Genomic DNA, 25,391 nt, shown 5'->3' on the forward strand with positions numbered 1-25,391 from the left:
GTCGGGCTACTTCCAGGGATTTGGATGATCCAAGGGCCTCATCGCCAGCAGGCTGGCTCCTACCTTGGAATGCGTTCAACTGTGAAGCATCAGACCACCGCCTGAGCTGGCTCCAACCTTGGAATGCGGCCAATTGTGGGAGCCAGCCTGCTGGCGATGCTTTTGATCAGTCGCCGTAGATATCCGACTTGAAGTACTTCTCGGAAATCTTCAGGTATTCGCCGTTGGCGCGAATGCCGTCGATGGCGGTGTTCAACTCGCTGACCAGCTCGGTGTTGCCCTTGCGCACCGCAATCCCGGCGCCCTCGCCCACGTATTTCGGGTCCTTGAGTTCCGGGCCGACAAAGGCATAACCCTTGCCCCGAGGCATCGAGAGGAAGTCGTTCAGCGGGATGGTGTCGGCGAAGATGGCGTCGAGACGGCCGGCCGCCAGGTCCATGTAGATCTCTTCGTTGTTGCTGTAGCGCTTGACGTTAACGCCCTTGGGCTCGAACACCTCGGTGGCGAAACGATCCGTAGTGGTCGCCCGTTGCACGCCAACATTTTTGCCCTTGAGGCTGGCGTACTGGTCATCCACCACCGCACCGTCCTTCATGACCAGGCGCGATGAGGTGAAATAGTACTTGTGGGTGAAGTCCACGGACTTCTTGCGGTCTTCGTTGATCGTCATGGACGACAGCGCCATGTCGATTTTCTTCACTTTAAGAGAAGGAATCAGACCGTCAAACTCGCCTTCGACCCACACACACTTGACCTTCATCTGCGCGCACAGGGCATTGCCGATGTCGTAGTCGAAACCGACGATCTCACCTTTATCGGTTTTGGAGGCGAACGGCGGATAGGCCGCCTCGATACCGATGCGCAAGGTTTTCTCGGCGGCGAACACAGAGCTGCACGCCAACAGACTCAGGGCCAGACCGGTGATGAGGGGAAATTTCTTCATATTCGTTCTCTCGCAAAGTTGTTGTTGGTTTGGCAAGACAGAATGAAAAATCAAACGGGGAGGAAAAGTCTTTTTTGTACTTGGAATTCCATACTGGACTTTTGTGTACTGATCGTCAATCGGGGGGTATGAGGAAGTACCGGCCGATGGTCGGGAGGTGAGTCAGGGAGATTTTTGGTGTTGCAGATGGCGTTATCGCGAGCAGGCTCACTCCTACAGTTGAACTTCATGAACACAAATTTTGCGTACGACGAAGATCAACTGTAGGAGTGAGCCTGCTCGCGATGACTAACTTGAATGCGCCGCGGGAATCACAGTTTCCAGCGCCCCGCCGCAGCATGATCACTGTCCCGCCCTTCCACCCATCGCGGCCCGTCACTGGTGTTTTCTTTCTTCCAGAACGGTGCGCGGGTTTTCAGGTAGTCCATGACGAACGCGCAGGCGTCGAACGCCGCCTGGCGATGGGCACTCGCAGCGCCCACAAAAACAATCGGTTCACCTGGCTCGAGGGCGCCGATGCGGTGCAACACTTCAAGCTTGAGCAGTGGCCAGCGCTGCCCGGCTTCCAGGGCAATCTTGCCCAGGGCTTTTTCGGTCATGCCCGGGTAGTGCTCGAGAAACATCCCGGCCACATCCAGCCCGTCATTGAAGTCGCGAACATAGCCGACAAAACTCACCACCGCGCCTACGCCAACGTTGGCGGCGTGCATGGCATTGACTTCAGCGCCCGGATCGAACGCCGTGGACTGCACGCGAATCGCCATGCTCAGCCCCCGGTCACGGTCGGGAAAAACGCCACTTCATCGCCATCGCTGACGGGTTCGTCGAGCTGGCAGAGGTCTTCGTTGCGAGCGCACATCAGGTTCTGCTCGCTCAACACCTCAGCGCCATCTCTTTTAGCCAGCAGCGCACGCACGTCGTCGACGGTAGCGAAATCGCCTTCCACCTTCACCGCGTCGACGCCCAGTGCTTCTCTATAACGAGCGAAAAACTTCACAGTGACGTTCATGACTGATCCGCCTGGAAATGCCCGCTCTTGCCGCCGACTTTTTCCAGCAGCCGCACACTTTCAATGGTCATGCCACGGTCAACGGCCTTGCACATGTCATAGATCGTCAGCGCCGCGACACTGGCTGCCGTCAGCGCTTCCATCTCGACACCGGTCTGCCCGGACAGCTTGCAACGCGCCACGATGCGCACGGCGTCGTCGCCCTCGGCACTGAGTTCGACTTTCACGCCAGTGAGCATCAGCGGATGGCACAGAGGAATGAGATCACTGGTTTTCTTCGCGGCCTGGATACCCGCAATACGCGCCACAGCGAACACATCACCTTTGGGGTGACCGCCGCTGACGATCATCTGCAGGGTGTCGGGCAGCATGCGCACCAGCGCTTGGGCCGTCGCTTCACGGAAAGTCACGGCTTTTTCGGTGACGTCGACCATGTTGGCGCGACCTTGGGAATCGAGATGAGTCAGCACAGGGTTACTCCTGATCAGGAGTCTCGATTGTAAACCTGCGGGTCAATTTTTCGCACGCAAGATTATCCGATCACCGCAGTCCCTGTGTAGGAGCGAGCTTGCTCGCGATGGAGTGTCAGACGCATTGGTGTCGACTGACACTCCATCGCGAGCAAGCTCGCTCCTACAAGGGATTTGTATTGGGCATAAAAAAACCGGGCAGCTTTTGGCGCCGCCCGGTTCTGGTGACGCGGTTACAGATGCGTTTCGGCGTATTCAGCCAGAATCGAGCGAGGGACCCCTTGCAAGGTGATGTGCACCCCGTTCGGGAAATCCTTGAAGCGTTCAGTCAGGTACGTCAGCCCGGAGCTGGTCGCGGACAGGTAAGGAGTGTCGATCTGCGCCAGGTTGCCCAGGCACACCACTTTGGAACCGGCGCCGGCACGGGTGATGATGGTTTTCATCTGGTGCGGCGTGAGGTTCTGGCATTCATAGATGAGGATTCTTCTCCTCTTTTTGGCCAATATTTTTCTGGTATTGGTTGAACTCCCTATGAGGCCATTACGTAACAAAATACTACTAATTAAGGCCTTCTCTGAATACATCGGAGAAAGTGTGGTTGAAGTGTATGTCCGCAATAATCTGATTACCTTAAAAAATTAGCATTATGTAGGAGTTTGCCGTAGGACGTACAAACCCACCAAACACGAACCCTCCTACAAGCCGAGTTATTGACTACCAATTACAAGGTGAATAGCTTCGCAAATGAAGTCAAATGACTTCAACTCAAACAAATTAAGAGGTTCTTATTATGCGCAAAGCAAATCTGCAAACTCGACTGACTGCTCTTTCCAACAACGCTTACAACATCCTAATTACGCCTGCGAAACTGGAATCAAAACTGGTCAATTAATTTCGGCCAATGCCGAGGGAGCCACCACACTCTCTCGGCACAATTTTCGCGGAGAATGTGAAGATGGGTGAGTTTAAAGTCAATGAAAACCTAACAATCACCTTAGACGAAGGAGTCTTCGGACTATGGAACCTGGAAACAGGTGAACAGTACGAAATATTCGATCGACGTTACCTTGACAGAATTTTCGAGCTAAACGAATCAATTGGTATGCCGTACACATCAAAACCCGAGGATGAAATACTGATTGAAGCAGGAATATTACTAATTGGAGAAAAAGCCGAGCAACATAAAAAAATACAAAAAACAAATGGTCCCTGGGGTTGGGATCTTATTTCAAAAATATTTCATCTTGGAAGCAAGCATAACTTCCCGAACGACTTAGCAAACACAGAAGAAAATAAAGAGACAGGCTATGTGAGTTTTTGCGAAAGCATCGCCGAAAGCGCCCCAAATCTTGATACTGAGCGCGAAGGAGAACTAGTCAAACTCCCCCCTTGGAACAGCAATGTAATCGATTCTTATAGCTTGAAAAAAGCGTTATGGGAGAGGATTACAAGTCGAAATTTCAATGGAGAGCCTGTTCCGCTGGAAATTGTATCCAACATACTTTTCACTACATTCGGAAAAGTCCACGGTGACTCGCATAAAAAAAATCTCGCAGAACGCGGCGTTTTGACCGTTGGTTATCGCAGATCTTCACCAAGTGCAGGATGTTTACAAGCAACAGAGGCCTACTTGGTTGCTTTGAATATTAGCAACCTAGAGCGCGGCATCTATCACTATAGGTCCCACCAACATGTGTTAACAAAATTGGATAGTGGAATAAACGCCGACCTATCACAAATTTTATGTCATCAAAGCTTCGCAGTGGATGCGGGTTTTCTGATAGTAATGAGTTCGCGCTTTGATAAACTTTGGTGGAAATACCCGCACTCACGCGCCTACCGATCGGCTTTAATGGATGTTGGACATTTATCTCAGACATTCAACCTCGTAGCCACCGCTCACAATCTTAACACTTGGTTAACCGGATACTTTATAGATGACTTACTGAATAACCTTATAAAGATCGATGGATTCAAAGAGCATTCATTGTTTGTTTTAGCAGGGGGACATGGTTTGAAAGACCCTCTTAGTCCTGGAGTCGTAAAACTGTTGAAGGCCACAACATAAACAAAATTATCATTAGGTGCTCACATGCACGATGACGCATTGAAAAAAGAAGAACACTCCGAGAAAAACAGAAGAATGGCGGATTCCAGCTTCAAGAACAACGACCTTCAAGAAGCGGCACGGCTATACGAACTAAGTATAAAAAATAATTCAAACAACGTAAAAGCACTGAATAATTTGGCGGCTTTATCCGAGGAACTGGGCGACAATAAGAAAGCAGAGTACCTTTACAAGCTGGCTTGCGACCTACCGGCACCTTTAGCAGCGGACAAACTTAAATTTCATCAAAATCTAGCATTAGTTCAGGAAAAAAACGGAAAAATCAATGCAGCAATCTCGACATACCAATCAGCCACAAAAATAGAAGGCTTCACAAAAAGCACTATTGCTTTTAACTATCTTGACCTACTTCAGTCGATCCACCTTACCTCATTTGATGCCGCAACATTCGCCAGCCTAGCGGTACTTTTTAATACCGAAGGAATAGATAATGAAGCACTAGCCAGAGTGTATTTTTCACAGCTAGCACTAAAACCTGCAAAGACTACGCATACACAGGAAGACTACCCCGCACTTGTGCTGGACATTATCGAATCAGATCAGATTGCACTAAGCCTTCTGAGCAACTGCCTTATTTCGAACCACACCATAGAGAAAGCCATTATAGCAATAAGACAGGAATTTATAGCATCCATACTCAGCAACAACTACAAAAAAACACACCAAGCGTTCCTTACCGCGTTAAAAAAGCAATGCACGTTAAATGACTTCATTTACCTTGCTGAAAAAAAAGAACTGTCGAACGTTGAAAAACTAAAATCAAAACTTCTAAAAGAGTCATCAGCAATAGAAACTGATGCTCTATTAATATTGGAGTCTTACTCAGAAGAGAAAATCATAAACTCATTAAAAAGCCCACATCAATTAGACGACCGCCCCCCCACAACACAAAAAAAAGAAATCACCCCGTCCGCTCTCTTGAAAAACAAAACGCTTATCCAAGATTTTTATGAATCAAATCCGTATCCAACATGGACATCCAAACCAAAACATTCCGAATCGACACTTGATCAACTTTTCAAGACACTCAACTTAAAGCAAGCAACTCCAAACAATAACATATTAGTTGCAGGATGCGGAACAGGACGACACGCAATTCAACTTGCCTTAACTTACCCTCACGCGAAAATTATAGGACTGGATGTCAGTCAAGCAAGCTTGCAATATGCGACGAGCAAGAGAGACGAATACAAAATTCTAAATCTGGAATTCATCCATGGCGATCTAAACAATACCCCCTCTTTAAATATGAGGTTTAGTCTTATTGAGTGCATTGGAGTTTTGCATCACTTACAAGATCCTTTGAAAGGATGCCAAGCGATTCTGTCCACCCTCGAAGATGGTGGCATTGCAAAAATAGGACTGTATAGCGCACACGCTCGAACTCCTATAGCAGACTTGACTAACCTTGCGTCTGAAAACGAAATCCTCTATGCGCCATGCAATTTAGAAAGAATACGAAACCTGGCGATTCAAAACTACAATTACAAAAGAACAAATGAAATAGTTAATTCACAAGACTTCTTCAGTAGAAGTGGGTGTATGGATTTACTTTTTAACCCACTAGAAAAATCGTTCACAACCCGAGACATCCACTCACTTGTAAGAACTTTAAATTGTGAGTTCGCAGGTTTTGAAAATGGAGGGCAAAGAAAATCTCCTGCGCTTAGAAAGTTCAACGAGAACTCGAACATGGATTCTCTTTTTTACGCGTGGGAGTTGTTTGAAAACCTTAACCCAAACTTTTTTAGCGAAATGTACCTATTTTGGTTAAAACCCATAAGGAAATAGCGATGAAAATACTAGGTATTAATACTGGTCACGACGGCCACGTATGTCTCATTGAAAATGGAAAATTATTGTTCAGCTATGAATCGGAAAAGAATGGCGGCAATAGGTACGCCCCTCTTTCCCTGAGCTCTGCAATAATTCACGCAGTTCAAAACATAGAAGATCTGGACGCAATCGCTGTAAGCGGATGGGCTGAAGGTATAGACCCCAGAAATCACCCAACTGAAGGCGGTTATCTTGGCCTTAATTTCGAACAAACTACCTGCAGTTTCGGGGAGAAAAATATAACGTGGGTTAACTGTAGCCATGAAATATCCCACATACTCGCCTCTTATGCGTTATCCCCCTATGCGGACACAACATCTTGCTATGTATTACTTTGGGAAGGTTTTATAGGAAACTTTTACAAAATCAACCCAGACATGACGATTCAAACTATAGGCAATATTATGCAAGGACCAGGTCTTCGATATGCATTTGCCTATGGTTTGGCCGATCCAACTTTTAATCTAAAAAAAGGTTATTGCAGACTTGGTGACGCGGGAAAAATGATGGCGCTGGCTGCATTTGGAAAAAACGGCGAGCCAGACGCATTCGAGTCAAAGGTTATTGACTACATAATAAACTGCGACTCAGCAATTGACACACTCAACAAACTCGACCTAAAGGATAGCGGCTATTACAACATAGGTGTATGCACAATTAAATTCTGCGACTTAGCTAGAAAGCTATCAGATAAACTCTTTAACGAGTTCTATGACTTCATCAGCGCAAACATTACCGAGAAGCTTCCACTTTTAATAGCTGGCGGCTGTGGCTTGAACTGTGAATGGAACAAGAAATGGGAAACCTCCGAATTATTCGAAGGAGTTTTTGTTCCGCCATGCACAAATGATACCGGTGTCGGCATCGGGGCGTCTGCCATTGCGCAAAAGTTATTAACTGGCAAATCAAAACTTGAATGGTCCGTTTATTCAGGACAACCTTTTATTTTCAATTACGCAAAGAAGTCCTCATTTTCGTCAAGTCCATTGGTGCTTGAACGCGTGTGCAAAGCGCTTCTTGCTGGAGAGATCATTTGTTGGGTCCAGGGAAATTGTGAAATAGGACCGAGGGCTCTAGGTAATCGATCAATAATAGCGGCACCATTTTCTGTGAACACCACTGAAAAACTAAACTCCATAAAAAAAAGAGAGCACTATCGTCCAGTAGCTCCTATTTGCATAGAGGAGGATGCTAAGCTTTACTTTGAAAACTGTATTCAAAGTAAATTCATGCTGTCGTTTCATCATGTAATTGACAAACGACTCAAAGCAATTACTCACATTGATGGAACAGCAAGAGTTCAAACTGTCAGCCTTCAAGACAACATTAAAATGTATGAGCTATTGCTGGAGTTCAAAAAGCAGTCAGGGGTCAGCGTTCTTTGTAACACCTCGTTAAATTTCAAAGGCAAAGGATTTATAAACAAACTTTCAGATCTTGAGTTATTTTGCTCAACCAATAATATATCCACGTTTATTGTAGATAACGTAATGTACCACACCAAGGGGATAGAGCAGTGAGTTTTCCCAAGGTGAACGGGTACGGCTATTTATGTGGAGTACGATTTAGTAGCTCTGTAACACTTTGGGTAGACTTCATTTTGATTTTTACTGTACTTACATTTGCATATGACGCTTCGCCACAAACTTTGGGATATGCAGCAGCACTGTATGGATTACCAACACTTTTCTTGGGACCATTAATCGGTGCATTAGCAGACCATACTAGCCCAGTAAAATTTTTATTAATAAGCTTCACCTTTAGATTTATCATTGCCTGCCTTCTATTTGGAGCAAACTCTGAATCTATTTTTTTAACATTAGTCTGCCTTAAGGGAATGTCGAATCTTGGCTCTGGTGCGGCAGAAATCATCTTGACGAGAAAGTTGCTTACAAATAAAGACCTAGTCAGTAATATTTCACTGATCACGGTAATGGATCAATTTATCAAGGTCTGTTCACCTTTAACAGCAGGTGTTGTTGCAAGCATGTCAGACAAGGCGTACGGCTTTTTGATTTCTGCGCTTTTTTCACTGTTAGGGATATTCTGTGTGATTTTGCTTTCCATGAGTAACCGGCAGAAGAAGATACACGAATCTGAGAAACGGTCCTTTGGGAGTTTAAAAGCCCTGAAAGTATTATTAAGCACCGGCCCATCCACACAACTATTCTTTATCTGTGCTTTGGTCCAAACTGCCGTACTGGGATGCTATGACTCGCTACTTAGTCTACATATAAAAAACATAGGGCTTGATGCATACGCATTTGGAATCATCGTTAGCTCTACCGCACTAGGTGGAATTATTGCGGGCCTGAGCTTCAAATTGGTTTACCCCCAAAGAATCTTCTTCTGTTCGACGCTCTCCCTATTTGCATTCGGTATAATGGTAGCCACGGCAGGCTTATTAACTGAACCAGGTAATTTGGCAACACTAGCAATACTCATACTACTGTTTTCCATTGCAGGTTACGCATATGGTCTGACATCTTTAGGGTTTGGCGTAACCCTACAGAAATACTGCCCTTTATCTAGTTTAGGAACCGTATCAGCAACCACCCGCAGTTTAATGTTGATATTTATGATTAGCGGGCCAGTTTTTGGTGCGTGGCTATCAACATTCGTTTCAATCGGAGGCGTACTTGTTGTCTCTGGGGCTAGCGCAATATTTTTCGGTGCGCTATTACATATAAAGTATCGCGATATTTTTTCTTCAGAGTCAATTCGCATCTCCAACGAATAGAAAAGTTCCCAAAATAACTCGCTCTAAACCCTACTGTCTTGGTTAAGGAAATATGGAGATGTGTATTTTTCATCTCGGAAAAATATAGACAAGGAATGCCTGAAGGACGTTAAGCGCATGGATAAATACGGTAGATAAAAAACCGGGCGGCTTTTAGGCCGCCCGGTTGGGTAATGAAGCTTACAGATGCGTTTCGGCGTATTCAGCCAGAATCGAGCGTGGGACCCCTTGCAAGGTGATGTGCACCCCGTTCGGGAAATCCTTGAAGCGTTCAGTCAGGTACGTCAGCCCGGAGCTGGTCGCGGACAGGTAAGGAGTGTCGATCTGCGCCAGGTTGCCCAGGCACACCACTTTGGAACCGGCGCCGGCACGGGTGATGATGGTTTTCATCTGGTGCGGCGTGAGGTTCTGGCATTCATCGATCAAAATCAGGCTTTGCTGGAAGCTGCGGCCCCTGATGTAGTTGAGGGATTTGAACTGCAACGGCACTTTGCTGAGGATGTAGTCGACGCTGCCATGGGTGTTTTCGTCATCCATGTGCAGGGCTTCAAGGTTGTCGGTGATAGCGCCCAGCCATGGCTCCATTTTTTCCGCTTCGGTGCCAGGCAGGAAACCGATCTCCTGGTCCAGGCCCTGCACGCTGCGCGTCGCGATGATGCGGCGATAGCGCTTGCTGACCATGGTCTGCTCGATCGCAGCCGCCAGCGCCAGAATGGTTTTACCGGAACCGGCCGCGCCAGAGAGGTTGACCAGGTGGATATCCGGATCGAGCAAGGCATACAGCGCCAGGCTTTGATAAATGTCTCGCGGTTTCAGGCCCCAGGCTTCCTGGTGCAACAGGGGTTCCTGATGCAGGTCGAGAATCAGCAGCTTGTCTTCATCGATCTCTTTGATCCAGCCGACAAAGCCCTGTTCGTCGATGATGAATTCATTGATGTGCACCGCCGGCAGGTTGTCGATCAACTGCACCTGGTGCCAGGTGCGGCCATGATCCTGACGGGTATCGACATTTCTCACACGGTCCCAGAAGGAGCCGTCCATGTTGTGATAGCCATTGGGCAGCAACGACACGTCGTCGACCAACTGGTCGGTGCTGTAGTCCTCGGCCGCAATCCCGCAGGCACGGGCCTTGAGGCGCATGTTGATGTCTTTGGTCACCAGCACCACGGGCAATTTCGGCTCGCGCGCGTGCAAGTCGATCAACTGGTTGATGATGATGTTGTCGTTCAGGTGTTCGGGAAGAATGATGTTCGGCTCAGCACGCTTGCTCATCAGAATTGACAGCAAACCCTTGGGCCCACTTTTACCGCGCTGGATCGGTACGCCAAGCTCGACGTCTTCAGGACTGGCATCGCCCAGCGTCTTGTCGATCAGGCGAATGGCCTGACGGCATTCAGCAGCCACGCTGTGATGCCCGCTCTTGAGCTTGTCCAGCTCCTCAAGCACGGTCATCGGGATGGCGACGTGGTGTTCTTCGAAGTTAAGCAGGGCGTTTGGATCGTGAATCAATACGTTGGTATCGAGTACATAAAGGATTGGCTGGTTGGAGGAAGAACTACGTCCGTGATCATCCATACTCGGTCACCTTTGTGGGAGCCATTCGACGCAATACCTCGGCGGTGCTGCGCCTCGAAGTGACTACCGAATTCACCTGCGAGGGATCAAGTGAACTGCGCACACAAACTGGGTCTTGGGAGACGCCACCTGTGTTGCAGGTTTCGGCGGTCTGTCTTCGTAATACTCCAAAACCCATGACAGAAAAAAGCACTTTGACGCTTTTTTGAAGTTTATTTTTCAGAGTGACGAATAGCCCTTGGCGTGCAGGCAATGTGCCGTTAAAGTCGGAAGTCCGCCTGCATCGAATCTCACCAGAAATTCACCCCTCGCCCAATGTTTACGGGCTTTTGTCCTGTTCAACGAAAACCGTCCTGACAGTCTTCCCAACCGATCCCGCTGGGCGCCGTTTGCGTGATCAGCCAGGGCAGCGCCGTTTTCACGCCGTCCTGCTTCACATTGAAATTAATCACCCCGTGCCGCCACAGCAGCATCAAGGTCAGCACCCGCTGGGCGCTTTGACTGGCCTTCAGCTTGCCTGCTCCGTCCTGGGCATCGATGTCCCAGAGCGCCACCCGCAAGCCCTGGGCCTCGAAGAATCCTGCCGCGTCCGAGCGTCGCTGACCATCGGGCGGGCGAAACAGCGGCACGTAATTCTCCGGCAATTTGTTTTTGACCAGATCGGCGCTGCGTCGCACCGAGTCCTGCCAGTCCTGCCAATGGCTGTGGGAGCGAAATTCCCAGCCCTGCACGCCGATGCACTGCTGTGAATAGGTTGCCTGCAAGCTGGTCTCCGGGCGGCCGGCGAGGCGCGCCTGGATGTCTTTGCCGAGGGCGAAGAACGTGCCGTTCATGTTCGACTTGCGAAGGTAGTCCGCGACCCAGTCGGTGTTGTCCGGCGCGGCGTTGGCGGCGCTGTCGAAAGTCAGCAGAAACAGTCGGTCATGCATGTCATCGCCATTTCGCTCGTAGTCGCCAAAACGATCGACTTCGCTGCTGGTCTGGGGAAACAGCGCAGCCTTGCGCAGTTGCTCGTCCAGGTACTGCGCATGGAACAAGCGGCTCGGCTCGGCCCACTTGATGTAATAGCTGTCGTCGCTGACCTGGAATTTGGCGGCTTGCTCACGCAGCGTCGCCATGTCTTCGACGAGGAAGCAGAAGGACGCATCCTGGTCGCAGCTCTGCTGGGCAAAGTTGTAGTTGGTCAACAAACGCTGCCACAGTCGCTGGCGCAGGCTGTTGATGGCATCCACATTAACGGTCCGCAGCCCCAGGCGCTGCGCCAGGCCCGCCTCATCCATTGACTCACTGGCCAGCAAGACACGCGCGAACATGAGGATCTCGGCACGCGACGCGACATCGAACAGGGTCGGGCTGCCGAGCTGTTCAGGCCAGGTGCTGCGATCCAGCGTCGCCACGTCGCCGGGCGCCGCCAGGGCACCGAAACTCAGAAGCCAGGTGAAGCAGAAAAAAACGATACGCAATGGGATGTCTCCATAACAAAACCCGCGCGGCACTATATATCGGGAAGATCAAAAGATCGCAGCCTCGCTGCGCTCGACAGCTCCCACAGATACACCTCAATCCCGTGGGAACGATCAGGCCCCCTGTAGGAGCCGTCAAGCGAAGCGAAGGCCGCGATCTTTTCCATGACACCACCGATCACCTATCACCCTCATAGCTGGAGTCAACAGAGACAACCCCCTAGAATCGCCCCCACGATTAAAGGAGACGACTTCATGCTGATGGTGATTTCCCCCGCCAAGACCCTCGATTACGAAACACCGCCGGCGACCCAGCGCTTCACCCAACCGCAATACCTTGACCATTCCCAGGAGCTGATCCAGCAATTGCGCGACCTGACGCCCGCGCAGATCAGTGAGTTGATGCACGTCTCCGACAAGATCGGCGGGCTCAACGCCGCGCGCTTCGGCAGCTGGACGCCCGCGTTCACATCGGAAAATGCCAAGCAGGCATTGCTGGCGTTCAAGGGAGATGTGTACACCGGGCTGAACGCGCAAACCTTCAGCGAAGACGATTTCGATTACGCCCAGCAACACCTGCGCATGCTCTCCGGGCTCTATGGACTGCTGCGCCCGCTGGACCTGATGCAGCCGTATCGACTGGAAATGGGCACCAAACTGGCGAACGCACGCGGCAAGGATCTGTATGCCTTCTGGGGCACGCGAATCAGCGAATGGCTGAACGAAGCCCTGGCAGATCAGGGGGATGACGTGCTGCTGAACCTGGCGTCCAACGAATACTTCTCGGCTGTCAAACGCAGCGCCCTGAACGCTCGCATCATTAATACCGACTTCAAGGACTTGAAAAACGGCCAGTACAAGATCATCAGTTTCTACGCGAAAAAAGCCCGCGGAATGATGAGCCGTTTCGTCATTGATGAACGCATCAACGACCCGGCAGCCCTCAAGCAATTCGACGTTCAAGGCTATCGCTACAGCGCCGAACAGTCGAAACCGGACCACCTGGTATTTCTTCGCGATCACGCGCCCGAGTGACGCCCCGGATCGGCGCACGAGCTTCGTGCGCCATCGATTGATCGTCTGACAATTCCCCGTCAAATTCGCCGACTTATTGGCGCCAAAAATCCACCGCGCAATCTTCTAACTTTTGTTTCACTCGACTTCGGTGATTTTTTTCAGTAGTGGCACTGAAAATTTTTATCAGTAGTGGCACAAAACTATCCCCGCCGATTATCCGCCTATATATAAAGGGCGAAACCACACGTGCTATCAATATGAGAGCAGTGCCATCTTTCTCAATATTTCAAGAAATTTCAGGTTTCACGATGGGCGGACCGGAACTATGTCCAAATGCGTCGCTCATACCACCGGTAACGATTATCCGTGAGGTTGTACGAGATAACTTACGCAGATAAGAGATTCAGATAGCGAAGTTGTCACATTAACTAACGCTGATTAATCCCTCATTTGGACAACATCTGAAGGAAAGGAGATACGCAGCACTCATATCCCCTAAAAGGCCAAGGCTGCGCCCTTATAAACGTGCTCGCCAGAGCACCCAACCGCTTGATCTACGGGCTTTTCGCCCGCCATTGAGCGCGCACGACCTTTGCACAAGCGGTCCTCCGATTCGAGGATCAGCTGCATAACAGGGCACTTCATAATAATAAAGCCTGGTTGCGCACATCTTGAGTGCACTTATTTAGTCACTCGGAACTTATATGCCTGCACGCGGCACTGTGGCGCTTAACTGCGGCACTTGCGAGTGCACTAAGACCGCTGAACACCATTAATACCGGCCATCTAATGGCCTGGTTAATACCGGCTTGAAAATAGAGAGGTAATTGCGATGCGCATCAGCATATTTGGTTTGGGTTACGTTGGCGCAGTCTGTGCCGGTTGCCTGTCTGCACGGGGCCATGACGTCGTTGGCGTTGATGTAGCCAAAGACAAGATCGATATGATCAACGCCGGCAAATCGCCGATCGTTGAACCGGGTCTGGGCGAACTTCTGCAGAAGGGTATCGAGACCGGCAAACTGCGCGGCACGACCAACTTCGCAGAAGCCATCCGCGACACTGACCTGTCGATGATCTGCGTCGGTACGCCGAGCAAGAAAAACGGCGACCTGGAACTGAACTACATCGAAGCCGTGTGCCGCGAGATCGGTTTTGTCCTGCGTGACAAGACCACCCGCCACACCATCGTGGTTCGCAGCACCGTTCTGCCGGGCACTGTCGCAAACGTTGTCATCCCGATCCTCGAAGACTGCTCCGGCAAGAAAGCAGGCGTCGACTTCGGCGTTGCAGTGAACCCTGAGTTCCTGCGTGAAAGCACCGCGATCGCCGACTACGACCAACCGCCAATGACCGTCATCGGCGAGTTCGACAAAGCCTCGGGTGACGTTCTGCAATCGCTGTACGAAGAGCTCGACGCTCCGATCATCCGCAAGGACATCGCCGTTGCCGAGATGATCAAGTACACCTGCAACGTGTGGCACGCCACCAAAGTGACCTTCGCCAACGAGATCGGCAACATCGCCAAGGCTGTCGGCGTCGATGGTCGTGAAGTGATGGAAGTGGTCTGCCAGGACAAGACACTGAACCTGTCCCAGTACTACATGCGTCCAGGTTTCGCCTTCGGCGGCTCGTGCCTGCCAAAGGACGTTCGCGCCCTGACCTTCCGTGCCGGTTCCCTGGACGTCGATGCGCCGCTGCTGAACTCGCTGATGCGCAGCAACGTGTCGCAAGTGCAGAACGCATTCGACATCGTTTCCAGCCACGACAAACGCAAAGTCGCCCTGCTGGGACTGAGCTTCAAGGCCGGTACCGATGACCTGCGCGAAAGCCCGCTGGTGGACCTGGCCGAAATGCTGATCGGCAAAGGCTACGACCTGAGCATCTACGACAGCAACGTCGAATACGCCCGTGTTCACGGCGCGAACAAGGATTACATCGAGTCGAAAATCCCCCACGTCTCGTCCTTGCTCAACTCGGACTTCGACGACGTCATCAACAATTCCGACGTGATCATCCTCGGCAACCGTGACGAGAAATTCCGCGCCCTGGCGCAGAACGCCCCGCACGGCAAGCAAGTGATCGACCTGGTCGGCTTCATGTCCCAAGCCACCAGCGTCGCGGGTCGCACCGAAGGCATCTGCTGGTAACACGGAATCCCGTCTCCGTTAAAACCTGTGGGAGCACGGCTTGCCGGCGATGACGGTTTTGAAATCGCCATCGCCAGCAAGCTGTGTTCCTACACGGGCAAGGAGCTTGCAACTGACTTTAGGATTCCGATTATGCACAGGCTAAAGAACGGCCTACTACAGGCCGCCGGTTGGCTGTTTTACCTCAGTATTTTGATGGGCATCGCCATGGCGTTGCCTGTGTCCACCTTCGACTCCGAATCGAAAGACTTCATCTTTCTGATCGGCATCGTCGGTATCTGGCGTTACTCGATGGGTGCCACGCACTTCCTGCGCGGCATGCTGTTCTTGTACGTGGTCTACCCGCACCTGCGACGCAAAGTGCGCAAGCTGGGCAAAGCGGCAGACCCGTCCCACGTGTTCCTGATGGTCACCAGTTTCCGTATCGACGCGCTGACCACAGCGCAGGTCTACGCCTCGGTGATCCGCGAAGCGATCGACTGCGGTCTGCCGACCACGATGGTCTGCTCCATCGTGGAAATGTCCGATGAGAAGCTGGTGAAGAGCCTCTGGTCGCGGATGAATCCGCCGGACCGGGTCAAGCTCGACTTCGTGCGCATTCCCGGCACCGGTAAACGCGACGGCCTGGCCTACGGTTTCCGCGCCATCTCCCGCCACCTGCCGGACGACCGCGCCGTGGTTGCCGTGATCGATGGCGACACCGTGCTCGGCGAAGGCACCGTGCGCAAGACCGTGCCGTGGTTCCAGCTGTTCGGCAACGTCGGCGGCCTGACCACCAACGAGTTCTGCGAAGTACGCGGCGGCTACATCATGAGCGAATGGCACAAACTGCGTTTCGCCCAGCGCCACATCAACATGTGCTCGATGGCCTTGTCCAAACGCGTGCTGACCATGACCGGCCGGATGTCGGTGTTCCGTGCCACTGTGGTGACCAACCCGGAATTCATTGCCGACGTCGAAAGCGACTCGCTACAGCACTGGCGCCTGGGCCGCTTCAAGTTCCTGACCGGTGACGACAAGTCGAGCTGGTTCAGCCTGATGCGTCTGGGCTACGACACCTTCTACGTGCCCGACGCCGCGATCAACACCGTGGAACACCCGCCGGAAAAAAGCTTCATCAAGGCCAGCCGCAAACTGATGTTCCGCTGGTACGGCAACAACCTGCGCCAGAACTCCCGTGCCCTGGGCCTGGGGATGAAACGCCTCGGTCTGTTCACCTCGGTGGTGCTGTTCGACCAGCGCGTGTCGATGTGGACTTCGCTGCTCGGCCTGACCGTCGCGATCATCGCCAGCTTCAAATACGGCACTGCGTTCATCCTCGCGTACCTGCTGTGGATCGGCATCACCCGCCTGATTCTGACCCTGCTGCTGTCCTGCTCCGGTCACAAGATCGGCCCGGCTTACCCGGCGATTCTCTATTACAACCAGATTGTCGGCGCGCTGGTGAAGATCTACGTGTTCTTCCGCCTCGATCAACAATCCTGGACTCGCCAGCCCACTTCCCTGACCCGTGATCTCGCCAGCTTTCAACGTTGGTTCAACACCTGGTCGTCTCGGACCATGACCTTCTCCGCCGGCAGCATTTTTGTCGCCGTGCTGCTGATGATGGTCTGACCGCCCCCTTATTGAATTAACCAGGAAATCGCCCCTTATGAATACCGCCGTCAACGCCAACGTAGTGCACGAATCTGAAGCCCAGCGCCAACACGCCCGAGTGAAAATCCCGGCCAAACTGCGCTTCTTCGGTCCTGACCGGACCCCGGTTGAAGCTCGAGTGATCGACCTTTCCGCTGGCGGCCTGGCCTTCAACGCCGGTCAGCTGCCGCTGAAAATCGGCGATGTGCACAAGGCTCGCCTGCAGTTCGTCATCGATAACCTCGGCCTGGCCATGGACGTGGAGTTGCAGGTTCGCTCCTATGATCGCCAGACCGGTCGCGCCGGTTGCCAGTTCCAGAACCTGGAACAGCAGGACATCTCGACCTTGCGTCACCTGATCACCTCGCACCTGGCCGGCGACATCGTCAGCATGGGTGAAGTGCTGGCGACCTTGCAGCGCGACAACTTCACCAAGGCGCGCAAGGTCAAGGACGGCGGCCACGGCATGACGCCGTTTGGTCGTCTGCGTGCAGTGACTTTCAGCCTGGCGATTTTCCTGGTTGGCCTGACCGCGTTCGGTTTCATCTTCAAGTCGGTGTACGGCATGTACTTCGTCAGCCACGCCCAGGCCGGTCTGGTCAGCGTGCCGGGCATGAACATCACCATGCCGCGTGACGGCACCGTGCAAAGCCTGATCAAGGCAGACGGCGTTGCCGCCAAAGGCGCACCGCTGGCGACGTTCAGCACCAGCATGCTCGACGTGCTCAAAGGTCATCTGGACGAAGACCAGCTGCAACCGGCCAAGGTTGAAGAGCTGTTCGGCAAGCAAATGACCGGCACCCTGACCTCGCCGTGCGATTGCACCGTGGCGCAGCAACTGGTTGCCGACGGTCAGTACGCCAGCAAGGGCGATGTGATTTTCAACCTGGTACCGCGTAACAGCGAAGCCAACGTCGAAGCGCGCTTCTCCTATCGCCAGTTCGGCGACGTTCGTCCAGGCACCAACGTCAGCTTCCAGATTGCCGGCGAAGACAAGACCCGCACCGGCAAAATCGTCAGCAGCACCAGCCTGAAAAGCGCTGATCTGTCTTCCGACATCCGCGTGCTGATCCAGCCTGACGAACCACTGGACAGCAAGTTCGCCGGTCGCCCGGTTGAAGTGAACAGCGACCGCGGCCCGAACCTGAACTGGCTGATCGACAAAGCCATGGCTGCTGGTCTGTAACCGGAGGACATGCCCGTGACGATTCCACTTATCCTCAGAACACCGCAATCCCTGTGGGAGCGAGCCTGCTCGCGATGGGATCGCTGCGGTTTGTCTGATGCACCGAGCCGCTTGAATCGCCAGCAGGCTGGCTCCCACAGGGGTGCGATGTGTGCACTGGCATTGGCCGTCAGCCTGGCCGGTTGCGCCGGCCTGCCCGACCAGCGCCTGGCCAATGAAGCCCTCAAGCGCGGCGACACCGCGCTGGCGCAGCAGAACTACAAGCAACTGGCCGACCTCGGCTACAGCGAAGCGCAGGTGGGCCTCGCCGATATCCAGGTCGACAGCCGTGACCCGGCGCAGATCCGGCAGGCCGAAGCGACTTACCGCGCCGCCGCCGATGTCTCGCCACGAGCCCAGGCTCGCCTGGGTCGCTTGCTGGTCGCCAAACCGGGTTCGACCGAAGCCGAACAGCACGAAGCCGAAGTCCTGTTGAAAAAGGCCTCGGCCAATGGCGAAGGCAATACGCTGATCCCGCTGGCCATGCTGTACCTGCAATACCCTCACAGTTTCCCGAACATCAACGCCCAGCAGCAGATCAGCCAATGGCGCGCCGAAGGCAAGCCTGAAGCGGGTCTCGCCCAAGTGCTGCTGTATCGCACCCAAGGCACTTACGACCAGCACCTGGACGAAGTCGCAACCATCTGCAAAGCCGCGCTGAACACCACCGACATCTGCTACGTCGAGCTGGCCACGGTTTATCAGAAACAAGCCAAGCCCGAGCTGCAAGCCGAGCTGATCAAGCAGATGCAAGCGGCTCACGCTCGCGGCACCGTTTCCGCTCAGCGCGTGGACAGCGTCGCTCGCGTACTCGGCGACCCGACCCTGGGCACCACCGACGAAAAAACCGCGCAGTCGCTGCTCGAAGGCATCGCCCCTGGCTACCCGGCGTCGTGGGTCAGCCTTGCCCAACTGCTCTACGACTTCCCCGAACTCGGCGACGTCGACACGATGATGAAGTACCTGGACAACGGCCGCGCCGCCGATCAGCCGCGCGCCGAGCTGTTGCTGGGCAAGCTTTACTACGAAGGCAAAATGGTGCCGGCCGATGCCAAGGCTGCCGAAGAACACTTCCAGAAAGCCGTTGGCCGCGAAGTCGCCGCCGATTACTACCTCGGCCAGATCTATCGCCGTGGTTACCTGGGCAAGGTTTATTCGCAGAAAGCGCTGGACCACTTGCTGACCGCTGCGCGCAACGGCCAGAACAGCGCCGACTTCGCCATTGCCCAGCTGTTTTCCCAAGGTAAAGGCACCAAGCCCAACCCGCTCAACGCGTATGTCTTCAGCCAGCTCGCCAAGGCTCAAGACACCCCGCAAGCCACCGAGCTTGCGCAAACACTCGAAGCCCAACTGCCGCCTGCCCAGCTCGCCGAGGCCCAACGCCTGTTGAAACAAGAACAGGCCGTTCGTGGTGCCTTGAGCCAGAACACGCTGGATCTGCATGCCCTGCAAGAAGAAGACGGCGAGGAATCCCTATGAAGTTGAATCCATTCGTTAAGGCCGGTATTGGCCTGACATTCGCCTTGATGTGGTCGTGCCCGACCCTCGCGGCCCTGACTGAAAGCCAGAACTACGGCCTTGATGTAAAGGTCACCGCCCAATCCGAAGACGATACCGACCTGGGCACGCAAAAAGGCGGCGACGTCAACGGCGTCGGCCTCGACCTGCGCCCTTGGGTGTATGGCGAAAGCGGCGCGTGGAGCGCCTATGCGATGGGTCAGGCGGTGACGTCGACCGACATCATCGAGACCGACACGCTGCAGCAGTCCGACAGCGACGGCACCCAGACCACCGACAACGGTGATCGCAAGACCAAGAAAAACTACCTGGCGATGCGTGAGTTCTGGGTCGGCTACAGCGGCCTTACGCCCTACCCTGGCGAGATGCTCAAGCTCGGCCGCCAGCGCCTGCGCAACGACGACGGCCAATGGCGCGACACCAACATCGAAGCCTTGAACTGGACGTTCGACACCACCCTGTTGCGTGCCAACGCCGGTGTCGCCGAACGCTTCAGCGAATACCGCACCGACCTCAAGGAGCTGGCGCCAAAAGACAAGGATCGCCTGCATGCCTACGCCGATGCGGCGTACCAGTGGACCCCGGGCAACTGGGTCGGCATTCGCGGTCATCACACCCACGATGACGGCAAGCTCGACTACGCAGAACCGGGTGTGGCACCTGATTCCCTGGACAAGAAACAGAACGGCGACCTCAGCTGGATCGGCCTCACCGCTGACAGCGATGCCTATAACTGGCGCAACACCAACACCGTCAACTACTGGGGCAGCGTCACCGGCATGAGCGGCGACCGCGACAAGGTCAACCCGCTGAACGCTGACGGCACCGCGCCTGCGCAAGCCAAGACCAGTGGTAACGTCGATGGCTGGGCCACCGACCTGGGTGTGCGTCTGCGCCTCGATCCGCAATGGCAAGTCGGTGCGGCGTATGCCCGTGCCAGTGCCGATTACGAACAGAATGGCCTGGAAAGCAACCGTTCGAACTACACCGGTACCCGCTCGCGCGTTCACCGTTTCGGCGAGGCTTTCCGCGGCGAAATGAACAACATGCAGAGCGCTTCCCTGTTCGGTTCGTGGATGCTCAACGACGAATACGACGCCAGTGTGATCTACCACAAATTCTGGCGTGTCGACGGCAACAAGCCGGTCGGCAGCAACGGCATCAACGCCGTACAGAACGACACCGACGACGTGACCGGCGCCATCCTCTCCAGCACGTCCCTGCCGCTGGAAGACGGCAACAAGGACCTCGGCCAGGAAATGGACGTGGTGGTCACCAAGTACTTCAAGCAAGGCTTGCTGCCTGCTTCGCTGAGCCAGTCGATCGATGAGCCTTCTGCCCTGGTGCGTTTGCGTGGCGGTGTCTTCAAGCCAGGCGATGCCTACGGCAAAGGCGTTGACTCGTACATGCACCGCGCATTCATCGACGTGATCTGGCGCTTCTGATGCGAACCGCGAAGGGAGTGCCCGACATGAATAATCCGAAGCGAGGTTCGATCACCTTGCTGGCCGGCGCGATGCTGCTGGCAAGCTCGGCTGCCTTCGCCAACGTGGAGCCGGCGACCAAGCCTGTAACCCTCGGCAAAGAGCTGCAACAGGCCAAGACCTACACCGTCACCAGCGCGCCAACCGCGCCGCTGGAGCTTGCAAAGCCAACACTGCCTGATACCTCCGGCTACACCGCCGAAGCCATCGCCGCGAAAGTCGTGCGCACCAAGGCCGGCAAAATCAGTGTGCGCCGGATGATGCAGGAAAACGCCCTGAAGGACTTCATCGGCGGCGATAACAAAATGGCCGAGTGGGTAGTGCGTCAGCACGGCATTCCCCAGGCGATTTTCATCGACGACGGCTACATGAACCTCAAGGACCTGGCGAAGAAAGTGCCCAAGCAGTACTTCAGCGAAACCTCGCCGGGGGTTTACCTGGCGAAGTTGCCGATCGTGGTCGGGAACAAAGGCATCCTGGAAATCGACAAGCAGACCCAGGAATTGCGCCTGTCCCAAGAGGCCGGTTCGTTCCTGGTCAACGACGGCCAGTTGTTTGTGCGCGATACCAAAATCACTGGCTGGCGCGAGAAGGACAACGGTCCGGCGACGTTCAAGTCGCCGAAGGAATTCCGTCCGTTCCTGCTGTCCTGGGGCGGCACCGAGACCTACATCGCCAACAGCAAGATCGCCAGTTTCGGCTACGCCAACAGTAAGTCGTACGGCGTGAGTATTTCTCAATACACGCCAAACATGGCCAAGGTGCTCAAGCGTCCTGAACCGACCGGCTGGATCGTCGGCTCCGAATTCTCGGACATGTGGTACGGCTTCTACTGCTACGAAACCACCGGCTTCGTGGTCAAGGGCAACACCTACAAAGACAACATCGTCTACGGCATCGACCCGCACGACCGTTCACACGGTCTGATCATTGCGGACAACACGGTGTACGGCACGAAGAAGAAGCACGGGATCATTATTTCCCGTGAGGTCAACGACAGCTTCATCTTCAACAACCGCAGCTTCGACAACAAATTGTCGGGCCTGGTGATCGACCGTAACAGCGTCAACAACCTGATCGCCTACAACGAGATCTACAAGAACCACACCGACGGCATCACCCTCTACGAGAGTGCCGACAACCTGATCTACGGCAACAAGGTCATCAGCAACCGTCGTCACGGCATCCGTATTCGTAACAGCGTGAACATTCGCCTCTACGAAAACCTGTCCCTGGCCAACGGCCTGACCGGCGTCTACGGCCACATCAAAGACCTGACCGACACCGACCGGGACATCAAGCTCGACCCGTTCGACGCCCAGGTGTCGCTGATTATCGTCGGCGGTGAACTGGCCGGTAACGGCAGCGGACCGCTGTCCATCGACTCGCCGCTGAGCGTCGAGTTGTATCGCGTGTCCATGCTCGCCCCGACCAAATCCAGCGGCATTAGCTTCAACGGCATTCTCGGTGAGCGCCAGGATGAAATTCTCGACCTGCTGGTACGCCAGCAGAAAGCCGTGCTGATCGACCCTGTCGAACGCCAGACCGAAATGCAGGACTGAGGATAATTTTATGCACCCACACTTGATCAAATTACTCAGCCTGTCAGGCCTGACTCTCGGGATTCTCGCGGCCAGCAATGGCGTCCGTGCCGATGAAGTTAAAGCGCCGACATTCACCGCTGATCCGTGCTGCAACCTGTGCCCGGAAGCGCACGACGCGAAGAACTACACCACGCGCTATCAGCAGAACTTCACCACGCTGGTGCAGGCTCAGGGCGACTGGCTGTTCCGTACGCAAGAAGACTTGCGCACCGAATTCGACACCACGCCGGCCGGCTACAAACGCATGAAAGAACTGCACGATGCGTTCAAGAGCAAAGGCGTGGAACTGGTGGTGGTTTACCAGCCGACCCGTGGTCTGGTGAACCGCAACAAGCTCAATCCGGAAGAAAAAGCCAAGTTCGATTTCGACAAGGCGCTGAAGAACTACAAGACCATGCTCGGGCGTTTCGCGCAGATGGGTTACGTGGTGCCGGACCTGTCGCCGCTGACCAACGAATCGCTGCCAGACACCCTGCCCGCCCACGATTTCTACTTCCGCGGCGACCAGCACTGGACGCCATATGGCGCCCAGCGTACGGCGAAAATCGTGGCTGAAAAGGTCAAGCAGATTCCGGCCTACGCCGACATTCCGAAACGCGAATTCGAGACCCACAGGTCGGGTCGCATGGGCAAGACCGGAACATTACACAATATGGCCGGTCAACTCTGCGGCACCAGTTACGCAATCCAGTACATGGATCAATTCACCACAGAACCCAAAGGCGAAGCCGCCGATGGCGATCTGTTCAGTGACTCCGGCAATCCGGAAATCACCCTGGTCGGTACCAGTCACAGTGGCAAGAACTACAACTTCGCCGGTTTCCTCCAAGAGGCCATCGGCGCCGACATCCTCAACGTGGCGTTCCCCGGCGGTGGCTTGGAAGGTTCGATGCTGCAGTACCTGGGCAGCGAAGAATTCCAGACCAAGCCACCGAAGATTCTGATCTGGGAATTCTCGCCGCTCTACCGCCTCGACCAGGAAACCATCTACCGCCAGATGATGGCGCTGCTGGACAACGGTTGCGAAGGAAAGGATGCACAGATGACCGGCAGCACCACGTTGAAACCGGGCAAGAACGAATTGATGGTCAACAGCAAGAACCTGAACCTGCAAAACAGCAGTCACCAGGTAGACATCCGCTTCGCCGATCCATCGGTGAAAACCCTGCAAGCCACCCTCTGGTACATGAACGGTCGCCACGAGGACATCAAAATCGACAAACCGGAAACTTCCGACACCGATGGGCGTTTTGCCTTCGAGTTGCGCACGGACGAAGACTGGGCCTCGCAGAATCTGCTCGCCGTCGAAGTCCAGGGCCCTGAAGCAGGTGCCGCGCCACAGAAGGTCGAAGCGAAAATCTGCAAACGCAACGTATTCCCGAGTGCTGAGCAACGTACCGCTCAGGTCGGGCAATGAGGTCTGCCATGCGAAACCGAACGTTGAAAAATTTACTCGCGCCATCGCTGCTAACGCTGGCGATGTTCGCCGGCGCCACCCAGGCTGCCGCGCCGTTGCGCCCGCCACAGGGCTACTTCGCGCCGATTGAAAAAGTCAAAACCGGCGACAGCAGCAAAGGCTGTGATGCGATGCCGACGCCGTACACCGGTTCGCTGCAATTCCGCAGCAAGTACGAAGGTTCCGACAAGGCCCGTTCGACCCTGAACGTGCAGTCGGAAAAAGCCTTTCGCGACACCACCGCCGACATTACCAAGATGGAACGCGGCACCAGCAAGCGCGTCATGCAGTACATGCGTGACGGTCGCCCGGAACAACTGGAATGCACGCTCAACTGGCTGACGGCCTGGGCCAAGTCGGATGCGTTGATGTCCAAGGACTTCAACCACACCGGCAAGTCCATGCGCAAATGGGCACTGGGCAGCATGGCCTCTTCGTACATCCGCCTGAAGTTCTCCGACTCGCATCCGTTGGCCAACCATCAGCAAGAGTCGCAGTTGATCGAAGCCTGGTTCAGCAAAATGGCGGATCAGGTGGTCAGCGATTGGGACAACCTGCCGCTGGAAAAAACCAACAACCACTCGTACTGGGCCGCCTGGTCGGTGATGGCAACGTCCGTCGCCACCAACCGCCGTGACCTGTTCGACTGGGCCGTCAAGGAATACAAGGTCGGCGTCAATCAGGTCGACGCCGACGGCTACCTGCCGAACGAACTCAAGCGTCAGCAGCGCGCCCTCGCCTACCACAACTACGCCCTGCCACCGCTGGCAATGATCGCCAGTTTTGCCCAGGTCAACGGTGTGGATCTGCGTCAGGAAAACAACGGCGCGTTGAAACGCCTGGGTGATCGGGTGCTCGCCGGGGTTAACGACCCGGACGAATTCGAAGAGAAGAACGGCAAGGAACAGGACATGACCGACCTCAAGGTCGACTCGAAATTTGCCTGGCTGGAACCGTTCTGCACGCTCTACACCTGCTCGCCGGATGTGCTTGAGAAAAAGCACGAGATGCAGCCGTTCAAGACCTTCCGCCTCGGGGGTGACCTGACCAAGGTCTACGACCCGGCCAATGAAAAAGGCAAGGGTTCTTAGACTCAACACAGCCACCCTGTAGGAGCTGCCGAAGGCTGCGATCTTTTG

The 25,391-nt window shown here is 54.1% G+C and carries 19 protein-coding genes and 1 pseudogene; 13 read left to right on the forward strand and 7 right to left on the reverse strand.

What is annotated here, in order from left to right; translation table 11 throughout:
* Nucleotides 1–166: 166 nt before the first annotated feature.
* The 5 genes and pseudogenes from AC3ZVB_RS19355 to AC3ZVB_RS19375 all read right to left on the reverse strand — a co-directional run.
* Nucleotides 167–943 carry an ABC transporter substrate-binding protein gene (locus tag AC3ZVB_RS19355; protein ID WP_162437330.1) on the reverse strand — a complete coding sequence of 259 codons (777 nt, stop codon included), beginning with the start codon at nt 941–943 and terminating at the stop codon, nt 167–169.
* 311 nt (nt 944–1,254) lie between these two features.
* The gene (gene moaE / locus AC3ZVB_RS19360) at nt 1,255–1,707 is read right to left on the reverse strand and encodes a molybdopterin synthase catalytic subunit MoaE (RefSeq protein ID WP_162437329.1); all 453 of its coding nucleotides are present in this window, start codon (nt 1,705–1,707) and stop codon (nt 1,255–1,257) included.
* Between the two features lie 2 nt (nt 1,708–1,709).
* The gene (gene moaD / locus AC3ZVB_RS19365; protein WP_162437328.1) at nt 1,710–1,952 is read right to left on the reverse strand and encodes a molybdopterin converting factor subunit 1; all 243 of its coding nucleotides are present in this window, start codon (nt 1,950–1,952) and stop codon (nt 1,710–1,712) included.
* Nucleotides 1,949–2,422 (reverse strand): cyclic pyranopterin monophosphate synthase MoaC, encoded by a 474-nt coding sequence (moaC, locus tag AC3ZVB_RS19370; protein ID WP_490147448.1) that lies wholly within the window; start codon nt 2,420–2,422, stop codon nt 1,949–1,951. The genes moaD and moaC overlap by 4 nt, the downstream gene beginning before the upstream one ends.
* Before the next feature lie 233 nt (nt 2,423–2,655).
* Nucleotides 2,656–2,904, reverse strand: a pseudogene (locus tag AC3ZVB_RS19375) (PhoH family protein); the annotation flags it as partial.
* A gap of 473 nt (nt 2,905–3,377) precedes the next feature.
* Here AC3ZVB_RS19375 and AC3ZVB_RS19380 point away from each other — a divergent pair.
* Genes AC3ZVB_RS19380 through AC3ZVB_RS19395 form a run of 4 tightly spaced genes read left to right on the forward strand, consistent with a single transcriptional unit; the run spans nt 3,378 to nt 9,126 of the window.
* Nucleotides 3,378–4,490, forward strand: a complete 1,113-nt coding sequence (locus AC3ZVB_RS19380) for a SagB/ThcOx family dehydrogenase (RefSeq protein ID WP_490147449.1) — start codon at nt 3,378–3,380, stop codon at nt 4,488–4,490.
* A gap of 24 nt (nt 4,491–4,514) precedes the next feature.
* Nucleotides 4,515–6,341, forward strand: coding sequence for a class I SAM-dependent methyltransferase (locus AC3ZVB_RS19385; RefSeq protein WP_490147450.1), 1,827 nt, complete (start codon nt 4,515–4,517; stop codon nt 6,339–6,341).
* 2 nt (nt 6,342–6,343) lie between these two features.
* On the forward strand, nt 6,344–7,906 hold the full coding sequence (locus tag AC3ZVB_RS19390) for a carbamoyltransferase C-terminal domain-containing protein (RefSeq protein ID WP_490147451.1): 1,563 nt from the start codon (nt 6,344–6,346) through the stop codon (nt 7,904–7,906).
* Complete coding sequence (locus AC3ZVB_RS19395; protein ID WP_490147452.1) at nt 7,903–9,126, forward strand: MFS transporter; 1,224 nt, start codon at nt 7,903–7,905, stop codon at nt 9,124–9,126. The genes AC3ZVB_RS19390 and AC3ZVB_RS19395 overlap by 4 nt, the downstream gene beginning before the upstream one ends.
* A gap of 180 nt (nt 9,127–9,306) precedes the next feature.
* On the opposite strand, the gene AC3ZVB_RS19400 is transcribed toward AC3ZVB_RS19395, so the two are convergent.
* Both AC3ZVB_RS19400 and AC3ZVB_RS19405 read right to left on the reverse strand, forming a co-directional pair.
* Entirely contained in the window at nt 9,307–10,701 is a 1,395-nt protein-coding gene (locus AC3ZVB_RS19400; RefSeq protein WP_162437326.1) for a PhoH family protein, read from the reverse strand.
* Nucleotides 10,702–11,039: 338 nt separating this feature from the next.
* Entirely contained in the window at nt 11,040–12,164 is a 1,125-nt protein-coding gene (locus AC3ZVB_RS19405) for a polysaccharide deacetylase family protein (RefSeq protein WP_490147453.1), read from the reverse strand.
* Nucleotides 12,165–12,419: 255 nt separating this feature from the next.
* Between AC3ZVB_RS19405 and yaaA the strand changes: the two genes are divergently transcribed.
* The 9 genes from yaaA to AC3ZVB_RS19450 all read left to right on the forward strand — a co-directional run bounded on the left by yaaA (nt 12,420) and on the right by AC3ZVB_RS19450 (nt 25,343).
* The gene (gene yaaA / locus AC3ZVB_RS19410) at nt 12,420–13,199 is read left to right on the forward strand and encodes a peroxide stress protein YaaA (RefSeq protein WP_490147454.1); all 780 of its coding nucleotides are present in this window, start codon (nt 12,420–12,422) and stop codon (nt 13,197–13,199) included.
* 814 nt (nt 13,200–14,013) lie between these two features.
* Nucleotides 14,014–15,330, forward strand: coding sequence for a nucleotide sugar dehydrogenase (locus tag AC3ZVB_RS19415; RefSeq protein ID WP_162437324.1), 1,317 nt, complete (start codon nt 14,014–14,016; stop codon nt 15,328–15,330).
* A gap of 132 nt (nt 15,331–15,462) precedes the next feature.
* Nucleotides 15,463–16,944, forward strand: a complete 1,482-nt coding sequence (gene alg8, locus AC3ZVB_RS19420) for a mannuronan synthase (protein WP_162437323.1) — start codon at nt 15,463–15,465, stop codon at nt 16,942–16,944.
* Between the two features lie 37 nt (nt 16,945–16,981).
* A complete protein-coding gene (locus AC3ZVB_RS19425; protein ID WP_490147455.1) occupies nt 16,982–18,151 on the forward strand; it encodes a PilZ domain-containing protein in 1,170 nt (389 codons plus the stop codon).
* A 15-nt stretch (nt 18,152–18,166) separates the two neighbouring features.
* Nucleotides 18,167–19,669: an alginate biosynthesis TPR repeat lipoprotein AlgK gene (algK, locus tag AC3ZVB_RS19430; protein ID WP_162437321.1), complete on the forward strand. Its 1,503-nt coding sequence runs from the start codon at nt 18,167–18,169 to the stop codon at nt 19,667–19,669.
* Nucleotides 19,666–21,153: an alginate export family protein gene (locus tag AC3ZVB_RS19435; protein ID WP_162437320.1), complete on the forward strand. Its 1,488-nt coding sequence runs from the start codon at nt 19,666–19,668 to the stop codon at nt 21,151–21,153. Before algK ends, AC3ZVB_RS19435 begins: the two co-directional genes overlap by 4 nt.
* A 26-nt stretch (nt 21,154–21,179) precedes the next feature.
* On the forward strand, nt 21,180–22,754 hold the full coding sequence (gene algG, locus AC3ZVB_RS19440) for a mannuronan 5-epimerase AlgG (protein WP_162437319.1): 1,575 nt from the start codon (nt 21,180–21,182) through the stop codon (nt 22,752–22,754).
* A 10-nt stretch (nt 22,755–22,764) separates the two neighbouring features.
* Nucleotides 22,765–24,213: an alginate O-acetyltransferase gene (locus AC3ZVB_RS19445; RefSeq protein WP_162437318.1), complete on the forward strand. Its 1,449-nt coding sequence runs from the start codon at nt 22,765–22,767 to the stop codon at nt 24,211–24,213.
* 8 nt (nt 24,214–24,221) lie between these two features.
* Entirely contained in the window at nt 24,222–25,343 is a 1,122-nt protein-coding gene (locus AC3ZVB_RS19450; RefSeq protein WP_194691348.1) for a mannuronate-specific alginate lyase, read from the forward strand.
* Nucleotides 25,344–25,391: the final 48 nt, after the last annotated feature.

This window comes from Pseudomonas sp. MDV22-iso1, assembly GCF_058145095.1.